Raw genomic sequence first — 22367 nt, forward strand, 5'->3', positions numbered from 1 at the left:
TCTGATCTTAGATTTCAGATCTCGATTTCGCCCTCGAAAACGAAGTCCGCCGGGCCGGTCAGGGTGACCTTGACGAAGCTGGCGTCCCCGGTTTTCTCAAAGCCGATCTCAAGGGTATCGCCGCCCTTCACGTCCACCTTGATGGGGGAGGGGGCTCCGTCGAGCAGATGATGCATCAGCGCGCACGCCACCATCCCGGTGCCGCAGGCCAAGGTCTCGTCCTCCACACCGCGCTCGTAGGTGCGGATGGCGATGTGCCCGGGCGCGAGCACCGTGGCGAAGTTCGCATTCGTCCCCGCGGGGGCGAAGGCCTGGTGGTAGCGGATGGTCGCGCCATGCCGGACGACCTCGGTCCCTGGCAGATCGGCCACGAAAGCCACCACGTGCGGCACGCCGGTATTGATGAAGTGCAGGGTCGCGTGCAGGTCGGGAATCTTTACCCCGGTGTCGATCTTGAGATCCTTCGGGTCGGACATCGCGATCCGTACCTCGTCGTCCACCAGTTCCGCCGCCAGCGTTCCGGCGATGGTCTCAAAGGTGACCTGGTCCGGCTCTCCATCCAGCAAGGCGGCGGTGAAGCGACCGAAGCAGCGCGCGCCATTGCCGCACATCTCGGCCTCGCCGCCGTCGGCATTGTAGTAGCGGAACCTGAAATCCGCGCCGTTCTCCGCCGGCTCGACCGCCAGCAGCCCGTCCGCCCCGATGCCGCGGTGGCGGTCGCAGAGATGCTCGATCTGGTCCTTGTCCAGGCTCGAGGCGAGGTCGCGGTTATCGATGACAACGAAGTCGTTGCCGGCACCGTTCATCTTGTAGAAATGCAGCAGCATGGTCGGAAAAATTAGACGCCCTTGGTGGCTTGGATCAGCGGCGTGACGAAGTCGCGCACCGCCTCTGCAGCGCGCTCGGGATGGAGTTCGATCTGCTTCACGATCGCTGAGCCGACAATCACCCCGTCGCAGGTTTTCGCAACCATCGCCGCCTGCTCGGGCTTGGTGATGCCGAAACCCACGCAAACCGGGATCGCCGTGTGCGCCTTGATCTTGGCGACTTGCGCGCCGATGCCCTCGGAAGGAACCCCGTGAGCGCCGGTCACCCCGGTGCGGGAGAGCGCGTAGATGAAGCCGTCACCGCTTTCCGCCAGCAGCTTCACGCGCTCGTCCGGTGTGGTGGGTGCGATCAGGCGGATGTGCTTCAGGCCCTCGCCGCGCGCCAAGTCCGCATTCTCCCTCGCCTCGTCCGGAGGGAGGTCGAGCAGCAGGATACCATCCGCCCCCGCCGCTGCGGCGTCCGCGTGGAACTTCTCGAAGCCGTAGGTGAAAATCGGGTTCAGGTAGGTGAAGAGCACGATCGGCGTCTGGTGCGTTTCCCGGAATCTCCGGATCAGCTCCAGCGAGCGCGGCGTGGTCATGCCAGCCTTCAGTGCACGGTCCGCCGCCATCTGGTTCACGATCCCGTCCGCCAGCGGATCAGAGAAGGGGAGTCCCAGCTCGATGACGTCCGATCCGGCATCCGCCAAGGCCTTCACCACCTCCAGCGAGGCTTCGAAGGACGGATCTCCGACCGCGACATAGGCGACGAAGGCTTTCTTTCCTTCCGAGCGGAGCCGGGCAAACGCGGCGTCGATTCGATTCATGGGCCGCGAAGACTCCGCGCTTCCCCTCCCGGTGACAAGTGCGGGTTTTCAGGGCGGCGGGCCGATCGGGCGTCCGGTGGCATCAATCAGAGTGTTCCCTTGAAGCACCACGAGTTTTTGCCCCCCTTCCATGGGGGCGATGGCCATGCCGTTTCCGTTCTCCGGCAGCGTGACCTGCTCGCGAACTTGGGTTTCGGCTGCTCCTATCTTACCACGGGATTTGAAGGCGAACTCGACTTGGCTACCGAGACCATAAGGAACCGCCGTGGTGGCCATTCTCACTCCAGTCCAAGTTTCTTCGCCCTCCGGGGTGAGACCCTCGTTGACGATTTCCACCGTGCCGATCTGGCTTTCCCGAGAGGTGATCGCTGGCAAGGTCATCAGATCCACTCCCTGCGTCGAAGCGAATTTACGCATCATAAGCTGTACCTGGCCGTCATTGAAGGCGTCTCCCGAATTCAGGAGGTCAGCCAAGCTATCGGGGACCATCAGCACCTTCGTATGGGTTTTGATCTGGACCGGACCGAGTCCGCCACGAGTGCTGGTTTCCACAAGTGCACCCAGCCATTCCAGTTCGGCCTCGCTCATGTTCTCGTAGGCCACGCCGGTAAGGCCGGAGCTGTCGCATGCCAGCGCAGGGTTGAAGCCCAAGGAAACCAGCAGATCGCGGAGTTCCACCTTCGGCTGCGGAGTCGCGGAAGATGGATCGCCCGTCGCGCTGGTTTCCTGCAACTGATGGGCAAACGGGTCTTCTCCCAAACGGGCTTCCGAGGCCTTCCTGCCGGTTGCCAGGAAATCCGCCAACTGGAACTCCCATCCGGGCGGCACTTCCATCCTCCCGCTGCGGTCCGGTTTGTTGGAAAGCGCCTCCAGGCGGAAATTCGGCAGGCTGCCTTTGCTACGGTTGCCAGCGAGCGCGGCCACATAGCGGAGGACGCTGCCAGCCGGTGCCCGCGGCGTGGTGCAGGTGATCGGTTTGCCAGTTTGGGCAGCCCTCAGGTCCACGCGCAGGTCCAGCGCGGTCTCGCCCGTGGCCGCTGCCGTTTCACGGTAGGCGGCCAGAATGGCGGCCACGGCTTCCCCGATCGTCGCTTGCTCCAGTTTGATCGGCGGCAGGAAGAAGCGGCTGAACTTCTCAAGCTCCTTGTCGCTCGCAGGCTTCGTCGCGGCAGCCCGCGGCGCGCTCTTGCCCGATTTGGAAGGGGAGTCGCCACCGTTCTCCTCGCCACTCGCGGCCTGCTTTTGTGCATCGCCCCGCGCTTTGGCCGCCATGACATGCCGGGCATCGTTCAGAGCGAAGAGCGCGCAGAAAACGAGGATGCCCGCTCCATAGGCCAAATAGCGTTTGGTTCGGTCCTTCTTCATCTGCTCTATCCCTAAGGGTCAGCCGGTCCCGTTGGCAAGGCGCTCCTTGCGCACGGAGCGCCGTCCGCCGCTTGTGAAAATTTTCACAAACGGGCTTGAGAGCCGCCCGCTCCGGGCGCATCGTCCCGCCGCCGTCTTATGGTCAGCGATTCCCTTCAGACCACCCACGCCGCCTACGATTCGAAGATCGAAGGCAATATCATCTTCACCCGCGTGGACGCCGCCATGAACTGGATGCGGAAGAATTCCATGTGGCCGATGCCCATGGGACTCGCCTGCTGCGCCATTGAAATGATGGCCTCCGCTTGTAGCCGCTTCGACCTCAGCCGCTTCGGCATGGAGGTCATGCGCTTCTCACCCCGCCAGGCGGACGTGATGATCGTGGCTGGCACCGTCACCTACAAGATGGCGCTCGCGGTGAGGCGGATCTGGGACCAGATGCCGGAGCCGAAATGGTGTATCGCCATGGGTGCCTGCGCTTCGAGCGGCGGCATGTACCGCTCCTACGCCGTGCTCCAGGGAATCGACCGCCTGATCCCGGTGGACGTTTACATTTCCGGCTGCCCGCCGCGGCCCGAGGCCCTGATCGAAGGGCTGATGAAGCTCCAGCGGAAGATCGAGAGCGACCCCGCGCTGAGCAATCAGAAGAAGGAATTCATCGAGGACCTCGCCTGATCTTCCCATGTCCGCTGCCCAGGATATCGCAACCTTGTCCGCCAAGTTCGGCGCGGACGTCGTCGGCACCAAGGAGTTCCGCGGCGAGCACACCATCTCGGTGAAGCTCGGCGTCCTCCACGACCTGCTCGCCACTGCCAAGAACGAACTTGGCTACGCGATGGTCATCGACATTTCCAGCCTCGACCATTTCGGCGAGGACCCGCGCTTCGAGATGGTCTACGAGATCGTCACCGAGAATGACTCCAAGCACCTGCGCGTGAAGGCGAAGGTTTCCGAAGAGGAAGAAGTTCCAACCGCCACCGACATCTGGGCCGGGGCCGATTGGCACGAGCGCGAGGTCTACGACATGATGGGCATCCGCTTCAGCGGTCACCCGGATCTCCGCCGCATCCTGATGTGGGAGGGCTATCCCTTCTACCCGCTGCGCAAGGACTTCCCGCTCGCCGGGCGGCCCAGCGAGATGCCGGACGTCGCCTTCACCGGCATCGCTCCCTTGGAAGGCGGACCTTTCGTCACCTCGCCCGGCACCGGCGATGTCGTGACCCGCGAGCCCCGTGCCCGGGTCGTGAAGTAAGCTGAGGGACGACCCTTATTTCCACGCGTTCCCCTTGGATCTTTCCGCATTCTTGCGGAACCCTCCTGCCATGACCAAACGCGGCGAACGATGGCGCACGCTGGCCGCCGATCTGCGGGCGGCCAAGCTATCGCTCGTCTTGGTCGGGCTGATGGTGCTGATCCACGCTTTGGTCTTCTATCCCTTCCATGGGGACGAGATCCCGGTAGGCTCCGAGTGGATCTTCGAGTCTTTCGGTCTGAGCTTCGAAGGCTTGGGCGCAGGGAAAGTTTGGCAGCTAGTCACCTACACCTTCCTCCACGGCCTTTGGGTCCATCTCCTGATCAATGCGCTCGGCCTGCTGCTACTGGGGGCGCGAGTGGAACGAATCTCGGGGTCGTTTACCTTGTTGAAGGTATTCATGTCCGCCTCGCTTCTCGGCGGGCTTGCACAGGTTCTCGTCAGCCAGGATCGCCTGCTCGTCGGGGCCTCCGGCGGGATCGCGGGGATTTTGCTGTGGCTCACCACCGTCTCTCCCGAGGCCCGTGCCTGGCCGATCCCGGTATCGGCGAAAAACCTCGGTCGCGGCATCCTGATCTCGGAAGCGGGCTTCGTCATCGCATCCTTCTTCGTCCCACCATCGGACATCATCCACGTCGCCCACGCCTGTCACCTCGGGGGTGGGATCGCCGGTTGGCTGGTCGGCCGCCGCTCCCTCGGGCCGGTGCTCAGCCGCGAGGATTTGCTCGAGGAGCGGGCCCGCCGCGAGGCGGCAGACGGCCCGGAAGCTTGATCTGAAATGGAAAAAGCCCGCCCGCTTTCGCGGACGGGCTTTGGGGAAACTCCGGGTGAAGCTTAGTTCCCGCGCTTCTCCTGCATCTTCTCCTTCCACTTGGCCGCCGCGTTGTTACCGCCGCCGCCTCCGCCGCCACCCTGTCTTTGCGGGGCGGGTTGGGCTTGCGGCCCGCGATTGCGCCCTTGCGCCTGCTGTGCGCCGGCGATCCGGGCCTGACGCGAGGCGTTGTTGCCCGCGGTGTTCACCGGTTGGTCATACGGGCTGCGCTTCTGGCGCGGCTGCACTTGCGGGCGTTGGCGCGGCTGCTGTTGCTGTTGCTGCTGTTGGAATTGCTGCTGCTGGCCCCGGCCGCGGACGTTGTTGTTAAACTGCTGCTGCCTGTCGCGCATGTTCTCCATCTTCTGCGCCTGGTTGGACTGCATGTTCTGGTTGCGCTGCTTCTGGTAGTATTGCGCGTCCTTGAACTTGTCCGCCGCCCGCAAGCGCTGGTTGCGGAGCGCATCGGCGGAGCGGTCGTTCTGCTCTCGGACCTTGTTCGCCCACTGGTAGTTGCGCGCCTTGAGCTGTTGGACGCGGTTCTGGTAGTTGGGCAGGTAGTAGTTGTGGTACCCGGAAGGTCCTCCGATCATACCGTGGCCGTTCCAGCCGTGCGGGTGATGGGCACCGTAGAGCGGGCGCGGGCAGTAGCCGGCCGGGTAGTAGCCATTCAGGTAGGGGTCGTAGTAGCATCCGCGGTAGCGGTCGTAGTAGCAGTAGACCACCGGGTCGTAGAGCCACTGATTGCTGCTGGTGTAGACGAAGCTGGTGCTGATGCCGCCGCCCCCGCCTTCATAATAGCCGCCGCCTCCGCCGCCCCCGCCTCCGCCGTAGCCGCCGCCGGCATAGGGGTCGTAGAAGCAGGAGGTGACGCTCAGGGTGGCCAGCGCGAGGGCTGCAGCTTGAATCCAACGGGATGTCCGGATCATGGTGTAGTGACGGTTGCTAGAGAGGATTATTCAACCAATTTGCGCGAAGTCCAGCAGCCGCTTGTGCACGCCGGCGGCATTCCTTCCTTGCGGGGCGGCACTTCTCACTTGTCACCTCCCGCCCGGCACTCCTTTCTCGCCGCACACGCTGCCATTTCTCTTCATTTATCCATGAGTACCCCCGTTCTCGTTACCGGCGGAGCCGGCTACATCGGCTCCCATACCGTCCGCTTTCTCGCCGCGCAGGGCTACAAGGTCGTGGTGCTGGACAATCTCGTCTTCGGCCATCGCCAGGCGATCGTCGATGACAGCGTGGAACTGGTCGTGGGCGATATCGGCGACAAGGCGCTGATCGCGGATCTCTTCGACCGCCACGGTTTCGCCGCGGTGATCCATTTCGCGGCCTACGCCTACGTCGGCGAATCCGTCACCAATCCGCTGAAATACTACCTGAACAATACAGCCGCGCCGCTGGCGCTGCTGGAGGTAATGCAGGAAAAGGGCTGCAAGAATTTCGTATTCTCATCCACCTGTGCGACTTACGGGGTTCCGGAGAACATCCCCATCGTGGAGGCGAATCCGCAAAACCCGATCAATCCCTACGGCCGCAGCAAGCTGATGTTCGAGTGGATTCTGCGCGATTGTGACACGGCCTGGGGCCTGCGCAGCGTTGCCCTGCGCTATTTCAATGCCAGCGGCTCCTCCAAGGATGGTAAAATCGGCGAGGACCACGACCCCGAGACTCACCTGATCCCGCGGGTGCTGATGGCCGCGGCCGGAGAGATCGAACACCTCGACGTCTTCGGGACCGACTACCCGACACCGGACGGAACCTGCATCCGCGACTACATCCATGTGGACGATCTCGCCTCCGCGCACGCCGCGGCAATCGCGCACCTAGCCGCCGGAGGCAGCTCCGTGGCCTGCAATTTGGGCACCGGCGTCGGCGTCTCCGTGAAGGAAATCATCACCGCCGCCGAAGCGGTCACAGGCCGCCCTGTGCCTGTAAAATACAGCCCCCGGCGGCCCGGCGATCCGCCGCAACTCCTTGCCGATCCGGCTTTTGCCAAGCAAACCTTGGGCTGGTCCGCCAGCCATACGGACGTTCGCGACATGGTAGGGTCCGCGTGGGCTTGGATGTCTGGCCCTCGCAAGGGGCACTACGAGTCCTAAGAAACAATTTTCAGGTAATCGCGATGTAAACACATTCCCGCTTGCATCCCGCCTTGCGCCGCACCATAAGTTCAGAAAACCAAAGCCCACCATGAATCCGTCCCAAAAACGTCACCTCGCAGGCTTCAGTCTGATCGAGTTGCTCGTGGTAATCCTCATCATTTCGCTCCTCCTTACCCTCGCGGGCGTCGGTCTCCGCGGTATTACGGGCGGCAATAGCCTCGGCTCCGCCGTAGCCACTTCCGAAGCCCTCTTCGACGAGGCTCGGGCGATTGCGGTGGGGAAGGGGACCAAGGCCCGGGTGCTGGTCGATATCAACGATCCCCAGGACGAAGGAACCTACCTGCGCCGTATGGTGGTGGCCTATCAGGAACTCGACGACCAAGGCGTGCCGACCGACAAATGGGCACTCTCCAGCCGCGCGCTGAACCTCCCGGAGAAGATTTTCTTCAGCAAGGAATTCAGCAAGAAGGACCACGAGGGAGCCGGCGGTGACTTGGAAGAGTTCACGCTATCGATCGGCAAGACCATCTTCGACGGCAAATACCTGTTCTACGAATTCAACTCCGAAGGCATCTGCACGACCCCGGGAGCCAGTTTCGTCGTTGGCTCCGGCGTCCGTCCGCTGGGCCAAGACCCGATCGCCGCGGCCGATGGCAAGCGCGACTTCGGCGGCTTCGTCGTCTGGCGGAATGGCCGCACTTCGATCTTCCGCGATCCCGAGCAAATCGGACTTCCCACACAAGTGACCAAATTCTGATCCCGCCCATGAAGTTCATTCCCATCCGTTCGCGCCGCGGCTTCACGTTGATGGAGACAGTCATCGCCATTGGCGTGCTGGCCCTCTTGCTGACCGCGTTCCTGGCCGTCTTCGGCCCTGCCACCGCCGGCCTGCGCAAGGCCATCAGCGTCCAAGAAGCCGACCGCCTCGCGGCGGCGCTGGAACGCGAGCTCGTCACCGTCCGCCCGGATACCAGCGCGGACTACAAGACCGGTTTCGACAAGGCCTACCAGTGGATCGAGGCGGCTTCGACCGACTCCGAATCGATCTTCCTCTATCAATATCGCGGAATTCCGGACCAGATCCGCTCCGACGGTTCGATGGAGCCGTTTGCCACCGGCGGCGGCGTGGCGGGTAAGGACTTCATCGTCCAGCCCGCGGTCCGCAAGCGCGACGATCCGCTTTTCCTCGAGGATCTCGAGGCGCTCGAAGGCCGGATCTTTACCTCGAAGCTGACCCAGCTCGAGTTCAACCAGGGCCAACTCGTCAAGCGCGAGGGCCAAGGCATCAACCAGGATCCGAACGACACCGGCGATACGCTCGGCGGCACCGGGTCGGATGCCTATGTGGAGGCCGTGATCGCCTTCGCCGCGGAATTCTACATCATCCCGACCAGTGATCCGGCCTACGTGAAGCCGGGCGGGAAGTTCGATCCGAAGAATCTGGAAAAGCCCGTCTTCACCCGCAACCTTGCCGTGCGCCGCTAATCAAGCCCGGCACGGTCCAGCTTACATGAAAACCCCGCAATTCTCCAAACGCACGGGTGGCTTCACCCTGATCGAGCTGATGGTCGCCATGGCGATCACCGCGGTCATCGTCACCGTGCTCGTCTCCATCACCGGCATCGCCCTTGACGCGTGGCAGCGTGGGCGCGCCGAGATCCGGGCTTCGCGCCAGGCGAAGTCGATGCTCGATACGATGGCCAAGGACTTCGAGTCCTTCGTCTCCCGCCGCGGCAATAACTTCGATTGGCTGTATGCGAAGGTCATCGACGATCTTCCCGGCCCGTCCGTGAACCAGAGCACCAATGCCGCCAAGGTGATCTTCTTCACCGCCGCAACCGACCGCTACGATGGCCAGATCGGCGGCGACAAGGATCTTGGGGGCGATGTTTCCTGCGTCGCCTACAGCCTCGAGTATCAGGATCCGATCAGCGGCGAGGAAGATGCCAACAGCGACTCGAACAGCTTCGTCCTCTACCGCCTGCTGGTGGACCCGAAGGAGACTTTCGACAAGTTGCTCGGCCAAGAGGACTTGGACGGTGCTTTCGGGACCAAGACCAACGACCTGAAGAAGCCGCAGAATTTCGTCTGCGAGAACATCTACCAATTCACGCTGACCTTCCAGGTCGATGTGACCCAGCAGAGCGGTGGCACCGGCACCACGACCACCGTGCCGGTGCGCGTGACCTTGGGTGATCAGGGTGCCGGCAAGGAACTCCGCATGCGCGGCGACGGGATCAAGACCGACGCCAGCGTCGGCAGTCTCAAGCCTTCCGTCAGCCCGGAGGAACTCAAGGCCGGCCGGCTCACCGGCGTGGAGATCGGCGTGACCGTTCTCTCGGATTCGGCGATCATCCGCCTCGCGACCACGAATCTCGATCAAAAGGTGCGTGAGAAGATCATCGCCCAGGAGTCCTTCCAGTATTCCCGCACCGTGGAACTGCCGGGGATGTAAGTCGGGAGCTTTCCCGGAGAATTGATTTCCAGAGACCGGCAGGGGCAGTCCTTCAAGGGACTGCCCTTTGTCGTGGAGGGGCCGGGCGTTTATTCCACCGTGCCGCGCAGCAGTTCGACGGCCTCGACCAAATCGTCCTTCGTCACCGCTTCGCTGAGATAGGCATCGCCGCCAGCGCGCAGGAGCACGAAGCGGATGTTTCCGCCCTCGAACTTTTTGTCGCGGCCTAGCTTCTGCATCACGCGTTCGGTGGTAATGGCAGGGTCGAGTTGCAGCGGCAGATGGAAGTGGCGGAGGAGCCCGAGAATCTCCCGGCTTTCCGCGGCGGCGAGCCCCGCGTGTTTTTCGGAGAGGAAGAGCGCGGCGCACAGGCCGAGCGAGATCGCCTCGCCGTGCAACATCTCGCCATAAGGCACTGCCGCCTCGATGCCGTGACCGATGGTATGGCCGAGATTCAGCAGGGCACGGATGCCCTTGGTCTCATGCTCGTCGGCTTCCACGATGCGCGCCTTGATCGCGATATTCCGCGCGATCAAGTCCGCCGGGACCTCCCGGGTGGCAGGGTCGAGGGCCGCGATGTCGGCGAGCATCCCTGCATCGCGGATCGCGGCGTGCTTGATCACCTCGGCGTAGCCCTCGCGGTATTCGCGGTCGGGCAAGGTGGCGAGCACCTGCGGATCGGCGAGGACCAAGGCCGGTTGGTGGAAGGCGCCTAACAGATTCTTCCCTTCCGCGAGATTCACGCCGGTCTTGCCACCCACCGAGGAATCGACCTGCGCCACGATCGTCGTCGGAACCTGCACGAAAGGGATGCCGCGATAGAACACCGCCGCGACAAAGCCGGCCAGATCACCCACCACGCCGCCGCCCAGGGCGACCACGAAGGAGCGCCGGTCGTGTCCGGCTGCCGCCAGCGAGGAACAGAGTTCCTCGACCCGGGCCATCGATTTCGAAGCTTCGCCGCTGGGGACGAGATGGAGATCGCTCGAAATTCCCGCCGCTTCAAGCGCCGCGCTCAGGGCAGCACCATGGTGGCGGGCGACGGTCTCATCGGAGATGATCGCGGCGCGGCCTTTCAGTCCCGCGGCGCGGATCGCCTCACCGGCCCGCGCCAGCAGGCCGTTCTCCACCATCACGTCATACGAACGCGCTCCCAAATCCACGTGCACCGTCGGCATGCGCGGAGCATGGACATCGCCGCGCCGCCGTCCAATCCCGAAGCGCCATAAGCAGCAGCGACCTTGCTGCCGCTGGCACGGTTCCGGCGAACGGTCAGCCCGTCTGCCGCCGCTCCAATATCTCCAGCAGCGCCGGATAATCGATCTTGGCATTGTGCCGCCGGTCGAGGGGCAGGGCTTCCACGCGGATCACCTCATCAATACCAAACTCCGCGGCGTCGTCCTCGAGTCCGGCGGCGGCGGTGGCAAGGATGCGCTTGCCCTTCCAACCAAGCGCCGCGGTGCGGACACCGGGATGGCGGACCCGCAATGCCGACTCGATGGCAAAGGGATAGTCCAGCGCGCCCTCAGGAAGGCCGGGGGATGGAGGGGTAGCGGGCAATTTCGCCGCACAGCGGCCCAGCAGCCACAGGCGGCCTGCCTCATCAAGCCAAGCGGCATCGCCGGTGCGGTGCCAGACCTTGCCTTCGACTCGGATCTTAGTCTCGTCGTCGCCTACCCCGCCGAAGTACCCGGAGAGGACATGATCGCCGGTGACCACGACTTCCCCCGGCTCGCCGGCTGGCATGGCGACGTGGTCGAATTCTTCCGGCGTCAGCTTCGCCAGCGGCTGGCCCCAGTGGTCCTTGATCACCCGCAGTTCAAGCTCCGGCACCGGGATGCCTGCGCAGAGCCCGCAGCCCGCGCCGGTCTTGGCCACGAGGCTGGCATCGTATTCGTGCGCGCCCAGATGGCTCATCGGCTCCGCCTCCGTCGAACCGAAGACCGCGGTGACTTCCGACTCAGGCAGCGCCCATTGCAAGCGCTCTAACAAGTCGGGGAAAACCGGCGCGCCGCCAGTGTAAACCTTGCTCATCCGCGGCAGCGGCCCGGGTCCCGCGAGCAACGCCTCGAAGAAGGCGGGCGAGGCGGCGCAGCGGGTCACCCCATGGCGCTCGCACTGGGCGCGGATCGCCGCGGCATCGGCTTTGCCTGGTGCGCGCAGATCGGTATCGGCCAGCACGCTGGTCAGCCCGGAGGCGAGGTTGGCGAGAACGAAGACCGGCAGGGTGACCAGATCGGTCTCGCCGTCCGCGAAATCCAGCGCTTTTTCCAAGGCTCGGTGCTGGGCAAGCAGGAAGCCGTGCGTTCTAACCGCCGCCTTCGGCACGCCGGTGCTGCCGCTGGTGAAGGTGATCAGGGCCGGTTCTTCATCGGGCAGTTCTTCAAGCGGCGAAGATTCACCCGCGGCTTGCCAAGCAGCGGTGCCGGGGATCCAGCCGCTCGAACGAATTGCCCGCGGGATCCTCCGCAGGCCCGGCACGACGAGTCGCAGCAGGTGGGCCTTCCACGGGCCGAAAAAACCGTCCGGCGGCAGGCGCTCGCAACACAGCGAAAGGAAGGACCGGCCCGCAGAGGGATCGGCGAGCATCACGCGCAAGCCGCCATGGAAGGCCGCGAGCAGGATCTCGTAGAGCTCGATCGAGACCGGCTGGAAGACCAGGATCGTGCTGCCGCGGCCGAGCCCGAGTTTTTTCAAGCGACCGGCCCCGCTTTCCACCCGGCGCAGCAATTCCGCGAAGCTCACGCTGCGGTCCTCGCCACGGTGGCGGTCGATCAGCGCGGCGCGGTCCGGGTGGAGTGCGGCCCGCTCGCGGAGCAGTGCCACGAGGTTCATAGTAGCTTCGAGAAAAGCGCGTAGCGGCGGATCGGCTTGCCGTGATGGCGGCCGGTGATCTTGAGCGAGGTATTGGTCTCGTGCTGCAGCGCGTGGATCGCTTCGGTGAAGCCCTTTTCCCGGCCGAGGCGGTGGACTTCATCGACTAGCAGGCTGCCCAGCCCCGCGCAGCGCGACTCCGGATCGACCGCCAGGGTCTTCACGACCAGCGCGGGCTTCTCCCCACGGGCCGCCGCTTCCAAGTCCGCGATGGCGAAGACGAAGCCGCAGGGCCTGCCATGCTTCTCGGCGATCCGCACCAGGTCGGGATCGACCAAGTTCTTCACCTTGCGATAGCCGTTGAGAAATCCTTCCTCCTCCAGCGGAGTGTAGAGGAAGTTGCTCGCGAAGCTCCGTAGGCTGATCGAGTAGATCGCGCGCAACTCCTCATCGTAGCGATCCGCATGCAGCGGGCGGATCACCAGACCCGATCGTTCCAAGCGCGCCTTGAGCGCCGGAGCGACAGCGGTCGAGCCATCGAGCGGCATCACCGAAGAGGAGTAGCGGGAAAGTTCTCCGTAGCCGGCGGCCCGCCACCAAGCCGGGAACTCCGGATTGTTCCTTGGCTCTAACAGGAAAGGCCCGCGCCCGGTGCTCTCGATCACGAAGCGGTGCTTGCGCCAGGTGTTCCCGTTCATCGGGCCGATAGCGATCGTACACCCGGCTTCGCGCAGGCGCTGTTCAGCGCCCTTCAGCACCTGGAACGTGATCTTCTCGCTCGAAGCGTCGAAGCCGCCGATGGCTCCTACCTTGTGCTGTCCGTAGCCGGGAACATCGCACCACCAAAGCGCGGCCATGCCGTTTTCAATTCCCTCGCCAACGGCGATGACCCGGGCATCCGGCTTTTCTTCTTCACCGGCAAAGGACGGGATGGTGGAAAGACCGTCGGCGAGAGGATGCCAGCTTACTTCGGGACCTTCTGAAATATGGATGCCGGGTACTAGCTTCATGCGGTGGGTTGCGGTATGAGGAGCAGGGCAGGAATAGAGCAGAGCAGGGCCAAGGTGCCGCGGAGAGTCCAGACGACAGTAGGGGAAAGGCGGGATTCGATGCGGTGGGCGAGCAGCGCGGCGAGAGGCGTCAGCGCCAGGGAGATCGTAACCGGCAGCACGAGATTCTGATAGTCGCGCCACAGCCAGATCAGTCCGGCGAGCCCGGCGATGCCCCAGCCCTTCGCCATCGCGCGCAGAAGGGCGGGTCTGTCCGGCGCGAGGTAACGGCGGGTGGCAAGGGTGGTGATGCTGAGGTGGATCGCCATCGCGAAGGAAAGCCCGGCCAAGGCGACCCGATCATTGAGAATCCCGCGATCCACCGCAAGGCACCATGGAAGGGTGCCAATCGCGTGCGAGATTACCGCATCCAGGCGATGGTCGAAGGCACCGCCAAGATGATGGCGGCGGGTCGTGACGAGATGGCAGACGAAGATCGCCAGCAGCGGTAACAGGAAGCGCAAGTCACCGAGAATCGCACAGCCGTAACCGAGCAGCGCCGCGCCGATCAGAGCGCTGCCGCTGAGCGTGCTCCAGCGCGCGCCCCAGGAGACCAGACCTAACAGGACCACTGCGGCCACGAAGCGCGCCTCCATCGCCGCCATGTCGCTTGCTAAAAATCGGGCGAGCAGCAGGTGGCAACCGAGCGGGATCACCAGGTTATCGAAGCCGCGATCCGAAATGCCCTCCGCCATCATCGAGACGATAGCCAGGGTCAGGCCGATCGCGATGGCATGCGGAACATCGACTCGTCCGCCCAGCCAAAGCGGCAGGAAGGTGCAGAGGAAGGCGACGATCAGGAACGCCGTCGAGCCCTCCGCGCTCTTGCGGGAGGTGCCGCAGACATAGAAGCGGCGGCCCCAGCGGGTCCCGGCGATCGCACCGGCAGCATCGGCCACCGTCAGGATACCTACCGGAATCGCATGGAGCATGATATCGCCATTCGAGAGATCGAAGACCGCGGCCACGGCGGGAGCGAAAAGGATCTCGCCGTAGGAAAGGCGCTTCACGCCATGCAGCGTCGAGCCGATGCCCGCGCGCAGGGCCGGCACCCAGCGCAGCAGGGCCAGTGGCAAGGTGGCCAGTGCCGCGAGCACCCACACCGGCAGCGCGCGGTCGAAGATCCACGGAAAGGCTGCGCAGGCGACCCCCATCGCCACATGCACCGACTTCCGCGAAACCTCCGCGGAGGCTCCGAAACGTTGGCAGAGCCAGCGGAAGAAGGGCAGGCCGAGCAGCAGGGCGACCAGCACTCCCGCGACCCTCAGCCACTCGGCGATGGTCACCCGTGCACCTCCTCCACCACGAAGCGGCTGTAGAAAAACGCGCGGTCCCCATGGAAGAGAGCGGTCGCCTCGCTGGCCCGCGGCTGCAGGAGCCTGGCCATCGATTCCGGGCGGGAGCGCGGCGCGAGCATGTTCCAGTAGGCCAGGCGCGCACCGGGATTCGAGGCAGCGACGAGTCTGCGCAGCAGCGCCTCGGTATTGGCCCCGCTCATGTACTCGAAGATGTCGCTCAGGTTGTAGGCGTCGAAGCGCTTGTCCGGCTCCGCCTCTAAGAGGGCCTCGATCGCATTGCCCGAAATCCGGAAGCGGTCTTCCTGGAGGGCATTGCGGATCGGTTCGAAGTTCGCCTCCTCCAGAGCATGGGGCAGGGCATTGCCATGGGTCCCGGTGAGGATCCAGTGGAGATACGGATTCGCAGCGGGATCGAGCACGGCGAGGGCATGCTCGGTGCGTCGGAGAATGCGCTCCGCCACCGAGCCTTCGACATACTTGAAAAATTCCGGGTCACGGCCGAGGGCTCCCATCAGGGTGCGGGAGAAGAACACGTGGAAGATCGCCCGCCAGCGGCGGTTGTTCCAGACATCGTCATAGAAGCGGCGGCGCTCCTCGGGAGTGCGCGGTTCGAGCAGGGAGAGCACCCGCTTCCGCGGATGGGCGAGCGGCAGGACCTTGCTGCGGAAGAGGCGGAAGTAGTTCTCGAATTTCCCGCAGCCACCGATCCCGCCTGCGATGTCATCCGGTTTCGTGTCCCAGAAGGCGCGGGCTTCCTGAGGCAGAAGTTCGCGACAGGCGGCGTAGAGTTCCGCGCGGCGGGACGAGGGGCGGGAACCGTGGAGTTCCAGGAAAGCGGGGTGATCGAGCGCCAAGTAAGCCGCCTTGCGTAGCTCGATGCAGGCGACTTGCGCGGGATTCATTTCCACCGCGGTGACCGATGCGGCCCCGGCCGCGAGCAAGGAAAAGCTGTTGTCACCCGCGGAGCCGATGCTGAGGCAGTTCCGGCCTGCGGGTTTGAGGGCTTCGACCAGCAGGAGCGAGTCCTCCCAGCACTGGGCATAGCGGACCTTCGAGAAATCGGCGCGATGTTGGATCTCGGATTTGCTCATGGCACAAGGTGAAACGATCCGATTTCAAGGGCACGTAGTCCCGCCTTTAGGCGGACGAAGCGACCGGGCAAGCTCGCACAAGGGAAAGGACGTAGAATGGAGACAGCCTCCAGGACGCTCCGTCCGCCAAAAAGGGGGAATGCATACCCTGCGGGGCGAGTTGTTAGGGCAGCTCCGTTCATCCCTCCTCCTCTGTTAGAATCCTCACCTCACCCGTCTTCCCATCCATCTCCACCAGATCCCCCGTCTTCAAGATCGTCGTGATCCGCGACAAGGAAACGATGCAAGGCAACCTCAACTCCCGCGAAACGATCGCCGAGTGCGAGAGCAAACTCCCGCGTTCCACCAGCAAGCCGGAAGCCGCAGGAAACAGCACCACCCAGCCCGGATCCGTCTGCTGGGCCACTAGGATCTCCCCCGGCTCCAAGCGCGCGCCGCGGGGATCGAGCACCACCCGCACCCGGCCCTTCACCTTGCCCGGGCAGGCACCGATCCCCTTGATCTGCTCGCCCTCGACAACTGGCTCTTCCTGCCGGCTCGCCTCGAAGAGCGTGTAGCGATGCACCGGACCATGCGTCTCGAAACGGTCCGGCGGCGCTTTCTCCTCACGGAAGCTCCCGAACTCTGCGCGACGCTGTCCGGCCAATGCGCCAAAATCCACGATGGTTCCGGTGGCTTCCCAAGCGGCGAGAAGTTCGCCCAGTTCCAGATAAAACACATCCTCCGGTGCCTCCAGCCGATCATCCGCGTGCAGGCGCTTGCCAAGCTCCCTGACGATGGCGCGCACCCTCCCGAAAAGCCGCGTGCGCTCGAAGCGCAAATTCTCCCGGCAACGCACCTTCTCGCGGGTCTGCTTCAGCACGTGCCCGAAGATCATCTGCTTCAGCGGATTCCCCAGCGATGGAGTCTCCGCCGCCGGCGTGGCCGTTTCCTCCGGTAAATTTCCACGCGATGCCAGCGCACCGATGGACGAAAGCAGCGTGGAGGCATCGTCCCGCACCGTCGGGCTTTCGAGCTTGAGCTCCTCCAGGCAGCGGTCGCCGAAGTCATCCAGATAGAGTTGGAAATCCGCCCCCAGCGAGCCGTGCCGCTTCACCGCCGCCAGCTTCTCCTGAATCGGAATGGCCGGATCCATCAGCGGCGCGGGCAGGCCCGGGACCTCGGCGGCGAGCTTGGCCATGCGGATGATCCGGCGCGGCGGCTCCGCGCTGATGATGCCGCCGGTGTGGGCGAGCAACTCGTTCTGCAAGGTGCCGTCCTTGTCGCCAGCCCACTTGCCGCACAAACTACGCAGGACGCCGTAGTAGATCATCGCGAAAAAATCGTTCACCAGCGGCGCGTCCCAGCGCTTGAGAAGCTGGCGTTCCAGATCGCGGTAGTGGAGCACCAGATCCTCGCCGCTCATCGCCTCGAGCGGGATCGGCGGCGGGGCCAGTGCGGTATCGAGCCGGGCTTGGAACCCGGCCACTTGCTTGCGCAGGCCCCGGAGTTGGCGGACTAGGCCGAGACAGGTGTGGACAAGCGCGCGGATGTCCTCGCCGCGGCTGACCTTCGACTCCGCGATGATCTTCTGCACCAGCGGTTCCGGCAGCGGCTCCTTCACGCCCATCATTTGCTCCATGAAGGAGCGGTTGAGCTGGAAGCCGGGCAGCAGCGCCAGCACCCGGTACCAACTCGCAAGGTTGTAGTAGGTGCGGCCGCGGATCAGGCCCAGCATCTGCGGGAAGACATCGTCCGCACGGGTGATCCGCTCCGCCGGCACCGACATCAGGCGGCAGAACTCGCGATACACCGACTCATAGATCCGCCGCGCGAAGGAGAAGGTGAGGGGAGTGGTCACGCCGCCGTAACTCTCGGCGATGTTGCTATTGTCCCAGACCCGCAGGGTGTCGTCGGGATCGGGCAGCGCGGCCAAGGTGGTGATCGGGCGCGATTGCAGGAGCCAGAGCTTGCCACTGTCATCGATCGCCCACTCGATGTCCTGCGGTCGGCCGAAGTAGGCGGCGCAATCGCGGGCGAGTTCGGCGACTTCCCGCGCTTCCTCCTCCTTGAGCAGGCGGCCTTCCGGCGGCTCGCAGGGCTCGGAGCCGAGCCGCCAGGTCTCGCCGTCCACTTCGCCGGAAACCAGCTTTTCACCCGTGCCCGCGACAGCGGAAACCACCGCGACCGAGCGGTGGCCCGAAACCGGATCGGCGGAAAAGGCGACCCCGGCGCAGCGTGGTAGGATCATCCTTTGGACCAGCACGGTCGGTGCCTCGGGCAGCGGCAGGCCGCGCTCGCGGCAGTAGGTCAGCACGGCCTCGCGCTGTGCGGAGTCGCGGACTCCGGTGATGCGCAGGGGAACCTCCGCGGCAGGCACTTCCAAAAAGGTCTCGAATTGCCCCGCGAAAGAGTGACCCGCGCCGTCCTCCATCGTCGCGGACGAGCGCACGGCGAAGGGACCCGCGCCGAGGCGGCCCAAGGCGCTTTCCAACTCACCATCATTCCACGTCGCCTCCGGCGGCACGGCGAACCAGGCGGGCACCTCGAAGCCGGCCTCGCCGAGTTTGGAAAGAGCGCCACCCTTGCCACCGAGGCGGGGATTGGCGGTTCCGGGGAAGAGGAAACTCATGGTTCAGTGTTTCAGGAACAGCGGCACCAGGCCGAGGAGGAGGTAGAGTGCGAGTGTCCATACGGCCGATACAATCTCGATCTTCTTTCCCGACATCCCGCGGTGAGCATAGCCAAAGACCGCCCGGAAAGCGACTAACAAGACCGCGCCCAGCCCGCAGGCCACCGGCAGGGTGAAGCCGATCCCGCGCGCCGCCATGATCGCGCAGGCCAGTGTGGCGATCATGGTGGCCAGCCACATCGTCGCACCTCCCCTCACGCCCCACAGCGCGCTGTAGGTCTCCACGCCTTCCTCTTCATCGGCCGGCTGGCGCAGCTTGCGACCGAGCTCGATCACCACGCCATTGAAGAAGCTCGCGGCGAGGAACCAGCCGAGGCCGCCCGGAGCCTTCCCGGCCCGTGGCAGCCATTCGCAGGCGGTACCGAAAAAATCGACCAACGGCATGATGCCCATGTGGCTGACCAGATAGACCACAGGCCGCGCCTTCAGCCACTCGCGGCAGAAGAACTCCATGCTCATCAGCGTCAGGTAGGTCCAAGCGATGCCCAGCACCCACAGCAGTCGCGGGTCAAGCCACAGCACCAGGCCGATCTGCACCGCCGCGGCGAAAACGAAGACCAACCGCAACTCGCAAAGCGTCACCAGTCCGCGCGGGACGGGGCGGTAAGGCCGCCAGCGGGCATCGTCCTCCGCATCCTTGAACTCATCCGCGATCCGGAGCTGCAGGAACATCAGCAGGCACACCACGAAGGCGGTCACATACATCGCCCAGCCCGGGACCGGAGCATGGCGGACCAGCGAGGAAAAAGATACCGCACAAGCGCTGAAGGCCGCGATCAGCGGCCCGTGGGCGAGGAGCGGAAAGCGCTCTTTTTGATAGATCCATGCCCGTTGAAAGTTAGTCATTTACGGAAATTGGATTGAAATGGGAACCGGACGTTCCAAGGTTTCTTAGCGTTCGTTCCCATTCGCGTCCCCATTCTAACGACATGGCTTCCCTATTCAAGCGCCCCGGCAGCCCGTTCCATTTCTGCGCCTTTGACGTCACCCTCCCCGATGGCTCAACCCGGCGGCTGAAGAAATCGACCAAGCAACGCGACCGGGGGAAGGCGCTGAAGGAGGCCCTGCGGATCGAGGAGCTAGAGAAGGGCAAGGCCCTTGGGGGAACCGACATGGCGGCACAGGCTTACGGAGCACTGACCGAGGCAGCACAGGCAGCAGCACGCGGCGAACTGTCCGAGGCAAGAGCGCGGCAGATCATCGCCAAGCTGTCCAAGGCCAGCACCGGCGACACCCTGCGATTTTTCACCGTGCGAAGTTGGGCGGAGGAGTGGGCGGCAGGAAAGGCCGGTGCCGTGAAGGTCGTCACAGCGAAGCGCCATAGAACTAGCGTGAAGGTTTTCCTAGCCTACCTCGGCCCGAAAGCGGAAGGCAGGCTGGAAGCTGTGACGAAAGCCGATGTGCGGAAATTCCGGGATGCCATCCGAAAGGGCTACGGCGGATTGAAGCGAAGCGGCTCGACGGTGAATTGTTATCTGTCCGACATTGGGGCAATGTTCCGCTCCGCCGTCGACGAGGATCTACTTCTTTCGTCCCCGGTGGCATCCGTGGAGCGACTGCCGGAGGATGACCGCACCGAGCGAGAAGTTTTCACCCTGGCGGAGGTTTCACGACTGGTGGAGGCCGCGGGGCAGCCGGAGTGGCATGCCAAGCTATTCCCGAGAGTGGGCGACGAAGAGGCAGCCCAGCGGCGGGCAGAGTGGCAAGGGTTGATCGTGATGGCTTTCTACCTCGGGCCACGCCTAGGCGATTGCTCGCAGCTCAGGTGGCAGGACGTCGACCTTGACCAAGGCGTTATCTCCTACATGCCGACCAAGACATCCCGGCAGCGGAAGCGGCTGAATGTTCCGGTGCATCCCCGCCTGATGGCGTTGCTAAAAGATCGGCACGAGGACGGCGCAGAGGGCGCTGTCTTCCCTCTGCTCTCTCTCAGAGGGTCCGCGGGCAAGCTCGGGCTGTCTTCCCAGTTCTCCGCGATCATGGAGGCTGGCGGGATCGACCGGCGGAAGATTATCGAGACGACACGGGACGCGGCGGGGAAGCTTACCCGCAAATCCGTCTCAGCCCGGACTTTTCATTCTTTGCGCCACAGTCTGACAAGCCAGCTTGCCAATGCTGGGGTGGCGGAAGAGTTGCGGAAGAAGATCACCGGGCACAGCAGCTCCGCCGTGCATGCCGGATATACCCATCTGGACATCGCCACCCTTGCCGCTGCGATTGGCAAATTGCCGGGAATGTAAAATTTTATGCCCGCTGAGGGCAAAGGGGCTAAATTGCCCTATCTTCTAAAAAATCCACGGTTTCCTAATGGTCTTAAAAGACGTCAAGTATTTCCTGAGGTTTTTTCGTTCGGGACATTCGGGACATTCGGGACATTCCGGACATTCGGGACACCTTCCCGCTGTCAACTTTCCCAACTGCGCCAACTGCGTAAACACAAGACGCGCCCGATCCTTTTAGAGAAATTCGCCGTGTTATACCTCATGCGTGGGAAAACAGCCCGCACGTGAGCAATGGTCGAAACTACTACGCCACCCGTAGCAACTGCGGGACAAGACAAGCCAGAGTGGATTGACGCGAAGAGGGCCACCCGCCTTTTTGGTCTCTCCAAAACCACGCTCCTCCTTTTCGCTAGGGAGGGGAAAATCAAGACTTGGACGAACCGCCGCCGCGGAGCGATCCGGGGCCGCCGGCTCTATCACTATGACAGCCTCGTGGAGTTTTTCGAAAAGGGAGCGGAAGGGGGTGCCAATTGATTGCCGAGCAACGAAAAAGCCCGGCCCGAGACGGCAATCTCGGAACCGGGCCAGAGACTAAATCTCTCGGTGTTTCAGGTCACCCCCACGGAAAGCAAGGGCTGGTTACTTCTAGCAGCCATCCCGAGCGGAGGCAAGCACGTCTGCTAACAGTTGCGGACCTTGACCCGCTTCGCGTGCGGCTGGTCGATTACCTGGAGCGCACCGGAACCGAGATGCGGAAGCGCGGGAACCGATACCTTGGCCTGTGTCCTAGCCATGACGATCACGAGCCCTCTTTCGCTGTGTATGGATCGCGGCTCAGCGCCTGCGGCTGCTATCCATGCGGCTTTAGCGGGGACGTGTTCGCGCTGGCAATGCACCTAGGCCGCGCTTTCACATTCCCAGAGGCCGTGGACCATGTCGCGCAAGTCCTCGGCACCCGAGCCCCCGCCGGAGAATCGCGGGAATCCTACGTCCGGGCAACGCCAAGGCGGAGAGATCCCGAGGTGATCAGCTTTGACGCCACCTTGATTCACCGCGCCCGGTTGGAGTGGGAAACGCGCTTCTGGAGTAGAGATCCAGAGGCTGCTGCCGCCATGGAAGCGCTTGGACTGCCCCACGAGGCGTTCCGGTGGGCAGCATGGGGGCAGAGCGGCCTTGGATGGTCTCGCGGCTACCTCTGCTATTCCTACGCCACCGGCTTGAAATGGCGGAACCCCGATCCGCAGGCAAAGCCCCGTTTCCAGTGGCTGACCGGCAAGGCATCGTCTCCTTGGCGTTCGGAGTGGATTAAGCCGCACACCTCTACCGTCTATCTCACCGAGGGCGAGAGCGATTGCTTGGCTCTCATTGCGGCAGGACTGGAGAACGCCGAGAACGTGGCTTGCGTGGCAATACCTTCCGCGCCCGGCTTTGCGCCCGAGTGGGCACCGCTATTCAAGGGCAAGCGGGTGGTCTTGTGCTTCGATGACGGACCGGCGGGACGCGACGCGACGGCGAACGCGGCAGGAGCGCTTAAGAGCCACGCGTCGGAGGTTTTCAAATGGAAAGGAGCCGCGATCCATGGGTGATGCAGCCACAGTAAA

The 22367-nt window shown here is 63.8% G+C and carries 20 protein-coding genes and 1 pseudogene; 10 read left to right on the top strand and 11 right to left on the bottom strand.

Annotated features, from left to right (window positions below; all coding sequences use genetic code 11):
• Positions 1 to 14: 14 nt before the first annotated feature.
• Genes dapF through ABWK72_RS25315 form a run of 3 tightly spaced genes read right to left on the bottom strand, consistent with a single transcriptional unit; the run spans position 15 to position 2998 of the window.
• Positions 15 to 827: a diaminopimelate epimerase gene (dapF, locus tag ABWK72_RS25305; protein ID WP_367872360.1), complete on the bottom strand. Its 813-nt coding sequence runs from the start codon at positions 825 to 827 to the stop codon at positions 15 to 17.
• Positions 828 to 838: 11 nt separating this feature from the next.
• Positions 839 to 1633 carry a tryptophan synthase subunit alpha gene (trpA, locus tag ABWK72_RS25310; protein ID WP_367872361.1) on the bottom strand — a complete coding sequence of 265 codons (795 nt, stop codon included), beginning with the start codon at positions 1631 to 1633 and terminating at the stop codon, positions 839 to 841.
• A gap of 48 nt (positions 1634 to 1681) precedes the next feature.
• On the bottom strand, positions 1682 to 2998 hold the full coding sequence (locus ABWK72_RS25315; RefSeq protein WP_367872362.1) for a hypothetical protein: 1317 nt from the start codon (positions 2996 to 2998) through the stop codon (positions 1682 to 1684).
• 138 nt (positions 2999 to 3136) lie between these two features.
• Between ABWK72_RS25315 and nuoB the strand changes: the two genes are divergently transcribed.
• From nuoB to ABWK72_RS25330, 3 genes are all read left to right on the top strand, one after another.
• The gene (gene nuoB, locus ABWK72_RS25320) at positions 3137 to 3673 is read left to right on the top strand and encodes an NADH-quinone oxidoreductase subunit NuoB (RefSeq protein WP_367872363.1); all 537 of its coding nucleotides are present in this window, start codon (positions 3137 to 3139) and stop codon (positions 3671 to 3673) included.
• Positions 3674 to 3680: 7 nt separating this feature from the next.
• On the top strand, positions 3681 to 4250 hold the full coding sequence (locus ABWK72_RS25325; protein WP_367872364.1) for an NADH-quinone oxidoreductase subunit C: 570 nt from the start codon (positions 3681 to 3683) through the stop codon (positions 4248 to 4250).
• Positions 4251 to 4320: 70 nt separating this feature from the next.
• Positions 4321 to 5022, top strand: a complete 702-nt coding sequence (locus ABWK72_RS25330; protein WP_367872365.1) for a rhomboid family intramembrane serine protease — start codon at positions 4321 to 4323, stop codon at positions 5020 to 5022.
• Between the two features lie 62 nt (positions 5023 to 5084).
• Here ABWK72_RS25330 and ABWK72_RS25335 read toward each other — a convergent pair whose 3' ends face one another.
• On the bottom strand, positions 5085 to 5990 hold the full coding sequence (locus ABWK72_RS25335) for a hypothetical protein (RefSeq protein WP_367872366.1): 906 nt from the start codon (positions 5988 to 5990) through the stop codon (positions 5085 to 5087).
• A gap of 171 nt (positions 5991 to 6161) precedes the next feature.
• Between ABWK72_RS25335 and galE the strand changes: the two genes are divergently transcribed.
• The 4 genes from galE to ABWK72_RS25355 all read left to right on the top strand — a co-directional run bounded on the left by galE (position 6162) and on the right by ABWK72_RS25355 (position 9621).
• Positions 6162 to 7163 carry a UDP-glucose 4-epimerase GalE gene (gene galE, locus ABWK72_RS25340; RefSeq protein ID WP_367872367.1) on the top strand — a complete coding sequence of 334 codons (1002 nt, stop codon included), beginning with the start codon at positions 6162 to 6164 and terminating at the stop codon, positions 7161 to 7163.
• A gap of 91 nt (positions 7164 to 7254) precedes the next feature.
• Complete coding sequence (locus ABWK72_RS25345) at positions 7255 to 7923, top strand: prepilin-type N-terminal cleavage/methylation domain-containing protein (RefSeq protein WP_367872368.1); 669 nt, start codon at positions 7255 to 7257, stop codon at positions 7921 to 7923.
• An 8-nt stretch (positions 7924 to 7931) separates the two neighbouring features.
• Positions 7932 to 8651, top strand: coding sequence for a prepilin-type N-terminal cleavage/methylation domain-containing protein (locus ABWK72_RS25350; protein WP_367872369.1), 720 nt, complete (start codon positions 7932 to 7934; stop codon positions 8649 to 8651).
• Positions 8652 to 8676: 25 nt separating this feature from the next.
• The gene (locus ABWK72_RS25355) at positions 8677 to 9621 is read left to right on the top strand and encodes a type II secretion system protein J (RefSeq protein WP_367872370.1); all 945 of its coding nucleotides are present in this window, start codon (positions 8677 to 8679) and stop codon (positions 9619 to 9621) included.
• An 89-nt stretch (positions 9622 to 9710) separates the two neighbouring features.
• On the opposite strand, the gene aroB is transcribed toward ABWK72_RS25355, so the two are convergent.
• From aroB to ABWK72_RS25390, 7 genes are all read right to left on the bottom strand, one after another.
• The gene (gene aroB / locus ABWK72_RS25360; RefSeq protein ID WP_367872371.1) at positions 9711 to 10799 is read right to left on the bottom strand and encodes a 3-dehydroquinate synthase; all 1089 of its coding nucleotides are present in this window, start codon (positions 10797 to 10799) and stop codon (positions 9711 to 9713) included.
• Between the two features lie 94 nt (positions 10800 to 10893).
• The gene (locus tag ABWK72_RS25365; protein WP_367872372.1) at positions 10894 to 12456 is read right to left on the bottom strand and encodes an AMP-binding protein; all 1563 of its coding nucleotides are present in this window, start codon (positions 12454 to 12456) and stop codon (positions 10894 to 10896) included.
• Positions 12453 to 13445 carry a GNAT family N-acetyltransferase gene (locus tag ABWK72_RS25370; protein ID WP_367872373.1) on the bottom strand — a complete coding sequence of 331 codons (993 nt, stop codon included), beginning with the start codon at positions 13443 to 13445 and terminating at the stop codon, positions 12453 to 12455. The genes ABWK72_RS25365 and ABWK72_RS25370 overlap by 4 nt, the downstream gene beginning before the upstream one ends.
• A complete protein-coding gene (locus ABWK72_RS25375; RefSeq protein WP_367872374.1) occupies positions 13442 to 14770 on the bottom strand; it encodes a hypothetical protein in 1329 nt (442 codons plus the stop codon). Before ABWK72_RS25375 ends, ABWK72_RS25370 begins: the two co-directional genes overlap by 4 nt.
• A complete protein-coding gene (locus ABWK72_RS25380; protein WP_367872375.1) occupies positions 14767 to 15873 on the bottom strand; it encodes a DUF3419 family protein in 1107 nt (368 codons plus the stop codon). Before ABWK72_RS25380 ends, ABWK72_RS25375 begins: the two co-directional genes overlap by 4 nt.
• Positions 15874 to 16051: 178 nt before the next feature.
• Complete coding sequence (locus ABWK72_RS25385; RefSeq protein ID WP_367872376.1) at positions 16052 to 18484, bottom strand: PEP/pyruvate-binding domain-containing protein; 2433 nt, start codon at positions 18482 to 18484, stop codon at positions 16052 to 16054.
• A 3-nt stretch (positions 18485 to 18487) separates the two neighbouring features.
• Positions 18488 to 19390, bottom strand: coding sequence for a UbiA family prenyltransferase (locus tag ABWK72_RS25390; RefSeq protein WP_367872377.1), 903 nt, complete (start codon positions 19388 to 19390; stop codon positions 18488 to 18490).
• A gap of 83 nt (positions 19391 to 19473) precedes the next feature.
• On the opposite strand from ABWK72_RS25390, the gene ABWK72_RS25395 reads away from it, so the two are divergent.
• The 3 genes and pseudogenes from ABWK72_RS25395 to ABWK72_RS25405 all read left to right on the top strand — a co-directional run bounded on the left by ABWK72_RS25395 (position 19474) and on the right by ABWK72_RS25405 (position 22352).
• Positions 19474 to 20784, top strand: coding sequence for a tyrosine-type recombinase/integrase (locus ABWK72_RS25395; RefSeq protein ID WP_367872378.1), 1311 nt, complete (start codon positions 19474 to 19476; stop codon positions 20782 to 20784).
• A 692-nt stretch (positions 20785 to 21476) separates the two neighbouring features.
• Positions 21477 to 21713, top strand: a pseudogene (locus ABWK72_RS25400) (CHC2 zinc finger domain-containing protein); the annotation flags it as partial.
• A 165-nt stretch (positions 21714 to 21878) separates the two neighbouring features.
• Positions 21879 to 22352, top strand: coding sequence for a toprim domain-containing protein (locus ABWK72_RS25405; protein WP_367875380.1), 474 nt, complete (start codon positions 21879 to 21881; stop codon positions 22350 to 22352).
• Positions 22353 to 22367: the final 15 nt, after the last annotated feature.

The organism is Luteolibacter sp. Populi (assembly GCF_040801775.1).
GTDB lineage: Bacteria > Verrucomicrobiota > Verrucomicrobiia > Verrucomicrobiales > Akkermansiaceae > Haloferula.

What these genes read in the sequence shown, in the direction of transcription:
- dapF (WP_367872360.1), bottom strand. Translation starts at nt 827, where the DNA reads ATGCTGCTGCATTTCTACAAGATGAACGGTGCCGGCAACGACTTCGTT.
- trpA (WP_367872361.1), bottom strand. Translation starts at nt 1,633, where the DNA reads ATGAATCGAATCGACGCCGCGTTTGCCCGGCTCCGCTCGGAAGGAAAG.
- ABWK72_RS25315 (WP_367872362.1), bottom strand. Translation starts at nt 2,998, where the DNA reads ATGAAGAAGGACCGAACCAAACGCTATTTGGCCTATGGAGCGGGCATC.
- nuoB (WP_367872363.1), top strand. Translation starts at nt 3,137, where the DNA reads ATGGTCAGCGATTCCCTTCAGACCACCCACGCCGCCTACGATTCGAAG.
- ABWK72_RS25325 (WP_367872364.1), top strand. Translation starts at nt 3,681, where the DNA reads ATGTCCGCTGCCCAGGATATCGCAACCTTGTCCGCCAAGTTCGGCGCG.
- ABWK72_RS25330 (WP_367872365.1), top strand. Translation starts at nt 4,321, where the DNA reads ATGACCAAACGCGGCGAACGATGGCGCACGCTGGCCGCCGATCTGCGG.
- ABWK72_RS25335 (WP_367872366.1), bottom strand. Translation starts at nt 5,990, where the DNA reads ATGATCCGGACATCCCGTTGGATTCAAGCTGCAGCCCTCGCGCTGGCC.
- galE (WP_367872367.1), top strand. Translation starts at nt 6,162, where the DNA reads ATGAGTACCCCCGTTCTCGTTACCGGCGGAGCCGGCTACATCGGCTCC.
- ABWK72_RS25345 (WP_367872368.1), top strand. Translation starts at nt 7,255, where the DNA reads ATGAATCCGTCCCAAAAACGTCACCTCGCAGGCTTCAGTCTGATCGAG.
- ABWK72_RS25350 (WP_367872369.1), top strand. Translation starts at nt 7,932, where the DNA reads ATGAAGTTCATTCCCATCCGTTCGCGCCGCGGCTTCACGTTGATGGAG.
- ABWK72_RS25355 (WP_367872370.1), top strand. Translation starts at nt 8,677, where the DNA reads ATGAAAACCCCGCAATTCTCCAAACGCACGGGTGGCTTCACCCTGATC.
- aroB (WP_367872371.1), bottom strand. Translation starts at nt 10,799, where the DNA reads ATGCCGACGGTGCACGTGGATTTGGGAGCGCGTTCGTATGACGTGATG.
- ABWK72_RS25365 (WP_367872372.1), bottom strand. Translation starts at nt 12,456, where the DNA reads ATGAACCTCGTGGCACTGCTCCGCGAGCGGGCCGCACTCCACCCGGAC.
- ABWK72_RS25370 (WP_367872373.1), bottom strand. Translation starts at nt 13,445, where the DNA reads ATGAAGCTAGTACCCGGCATCCATATTTCAGAAGGTCCCGAAGTAAGC.
- ABWK72_RS25380 (WP_367872375.1), bottom strand. Translation starts at nt 15,873, where the DNA reads ATGAGCAAATCCGAGATCCAACATCGCGCCGATTTCTCGAAGGTCCGC.
- ABWK72_RS25385 (WP_367872376.1), bottom strand. Translation starts at nt 18,484, where the DNA reads ATGAGTTTCCTCTTCCCCGGAACCGCCAATCCCCGCCTCGGTGGCAAG.
- ABWK72_RS25390 (WP_367872377.1), bottom strand. Translation starts at nt 19,390, where the DNA reads ATGACTAACTTTCAACGGGCATGGATCTATCAAAAAGAGCGCTTTCCG.
- ABWK72_RS25395 (WP_367872378.1), top strand. Translation starts at nt 19,474, where the DNA reads ATGGCTTCCCTATTCAAGCGCCCCGGCAGCCCGTTCCATTTCTGCGCC.
- ABWK72_RS25405 (WP_367875380.1), top strand. Translation starts at nt 21,879, where the DNA reads ATGGAAGCGCTTGGACTGCCCCACGAGGCGTTCCGGTGGGCAGCATGG.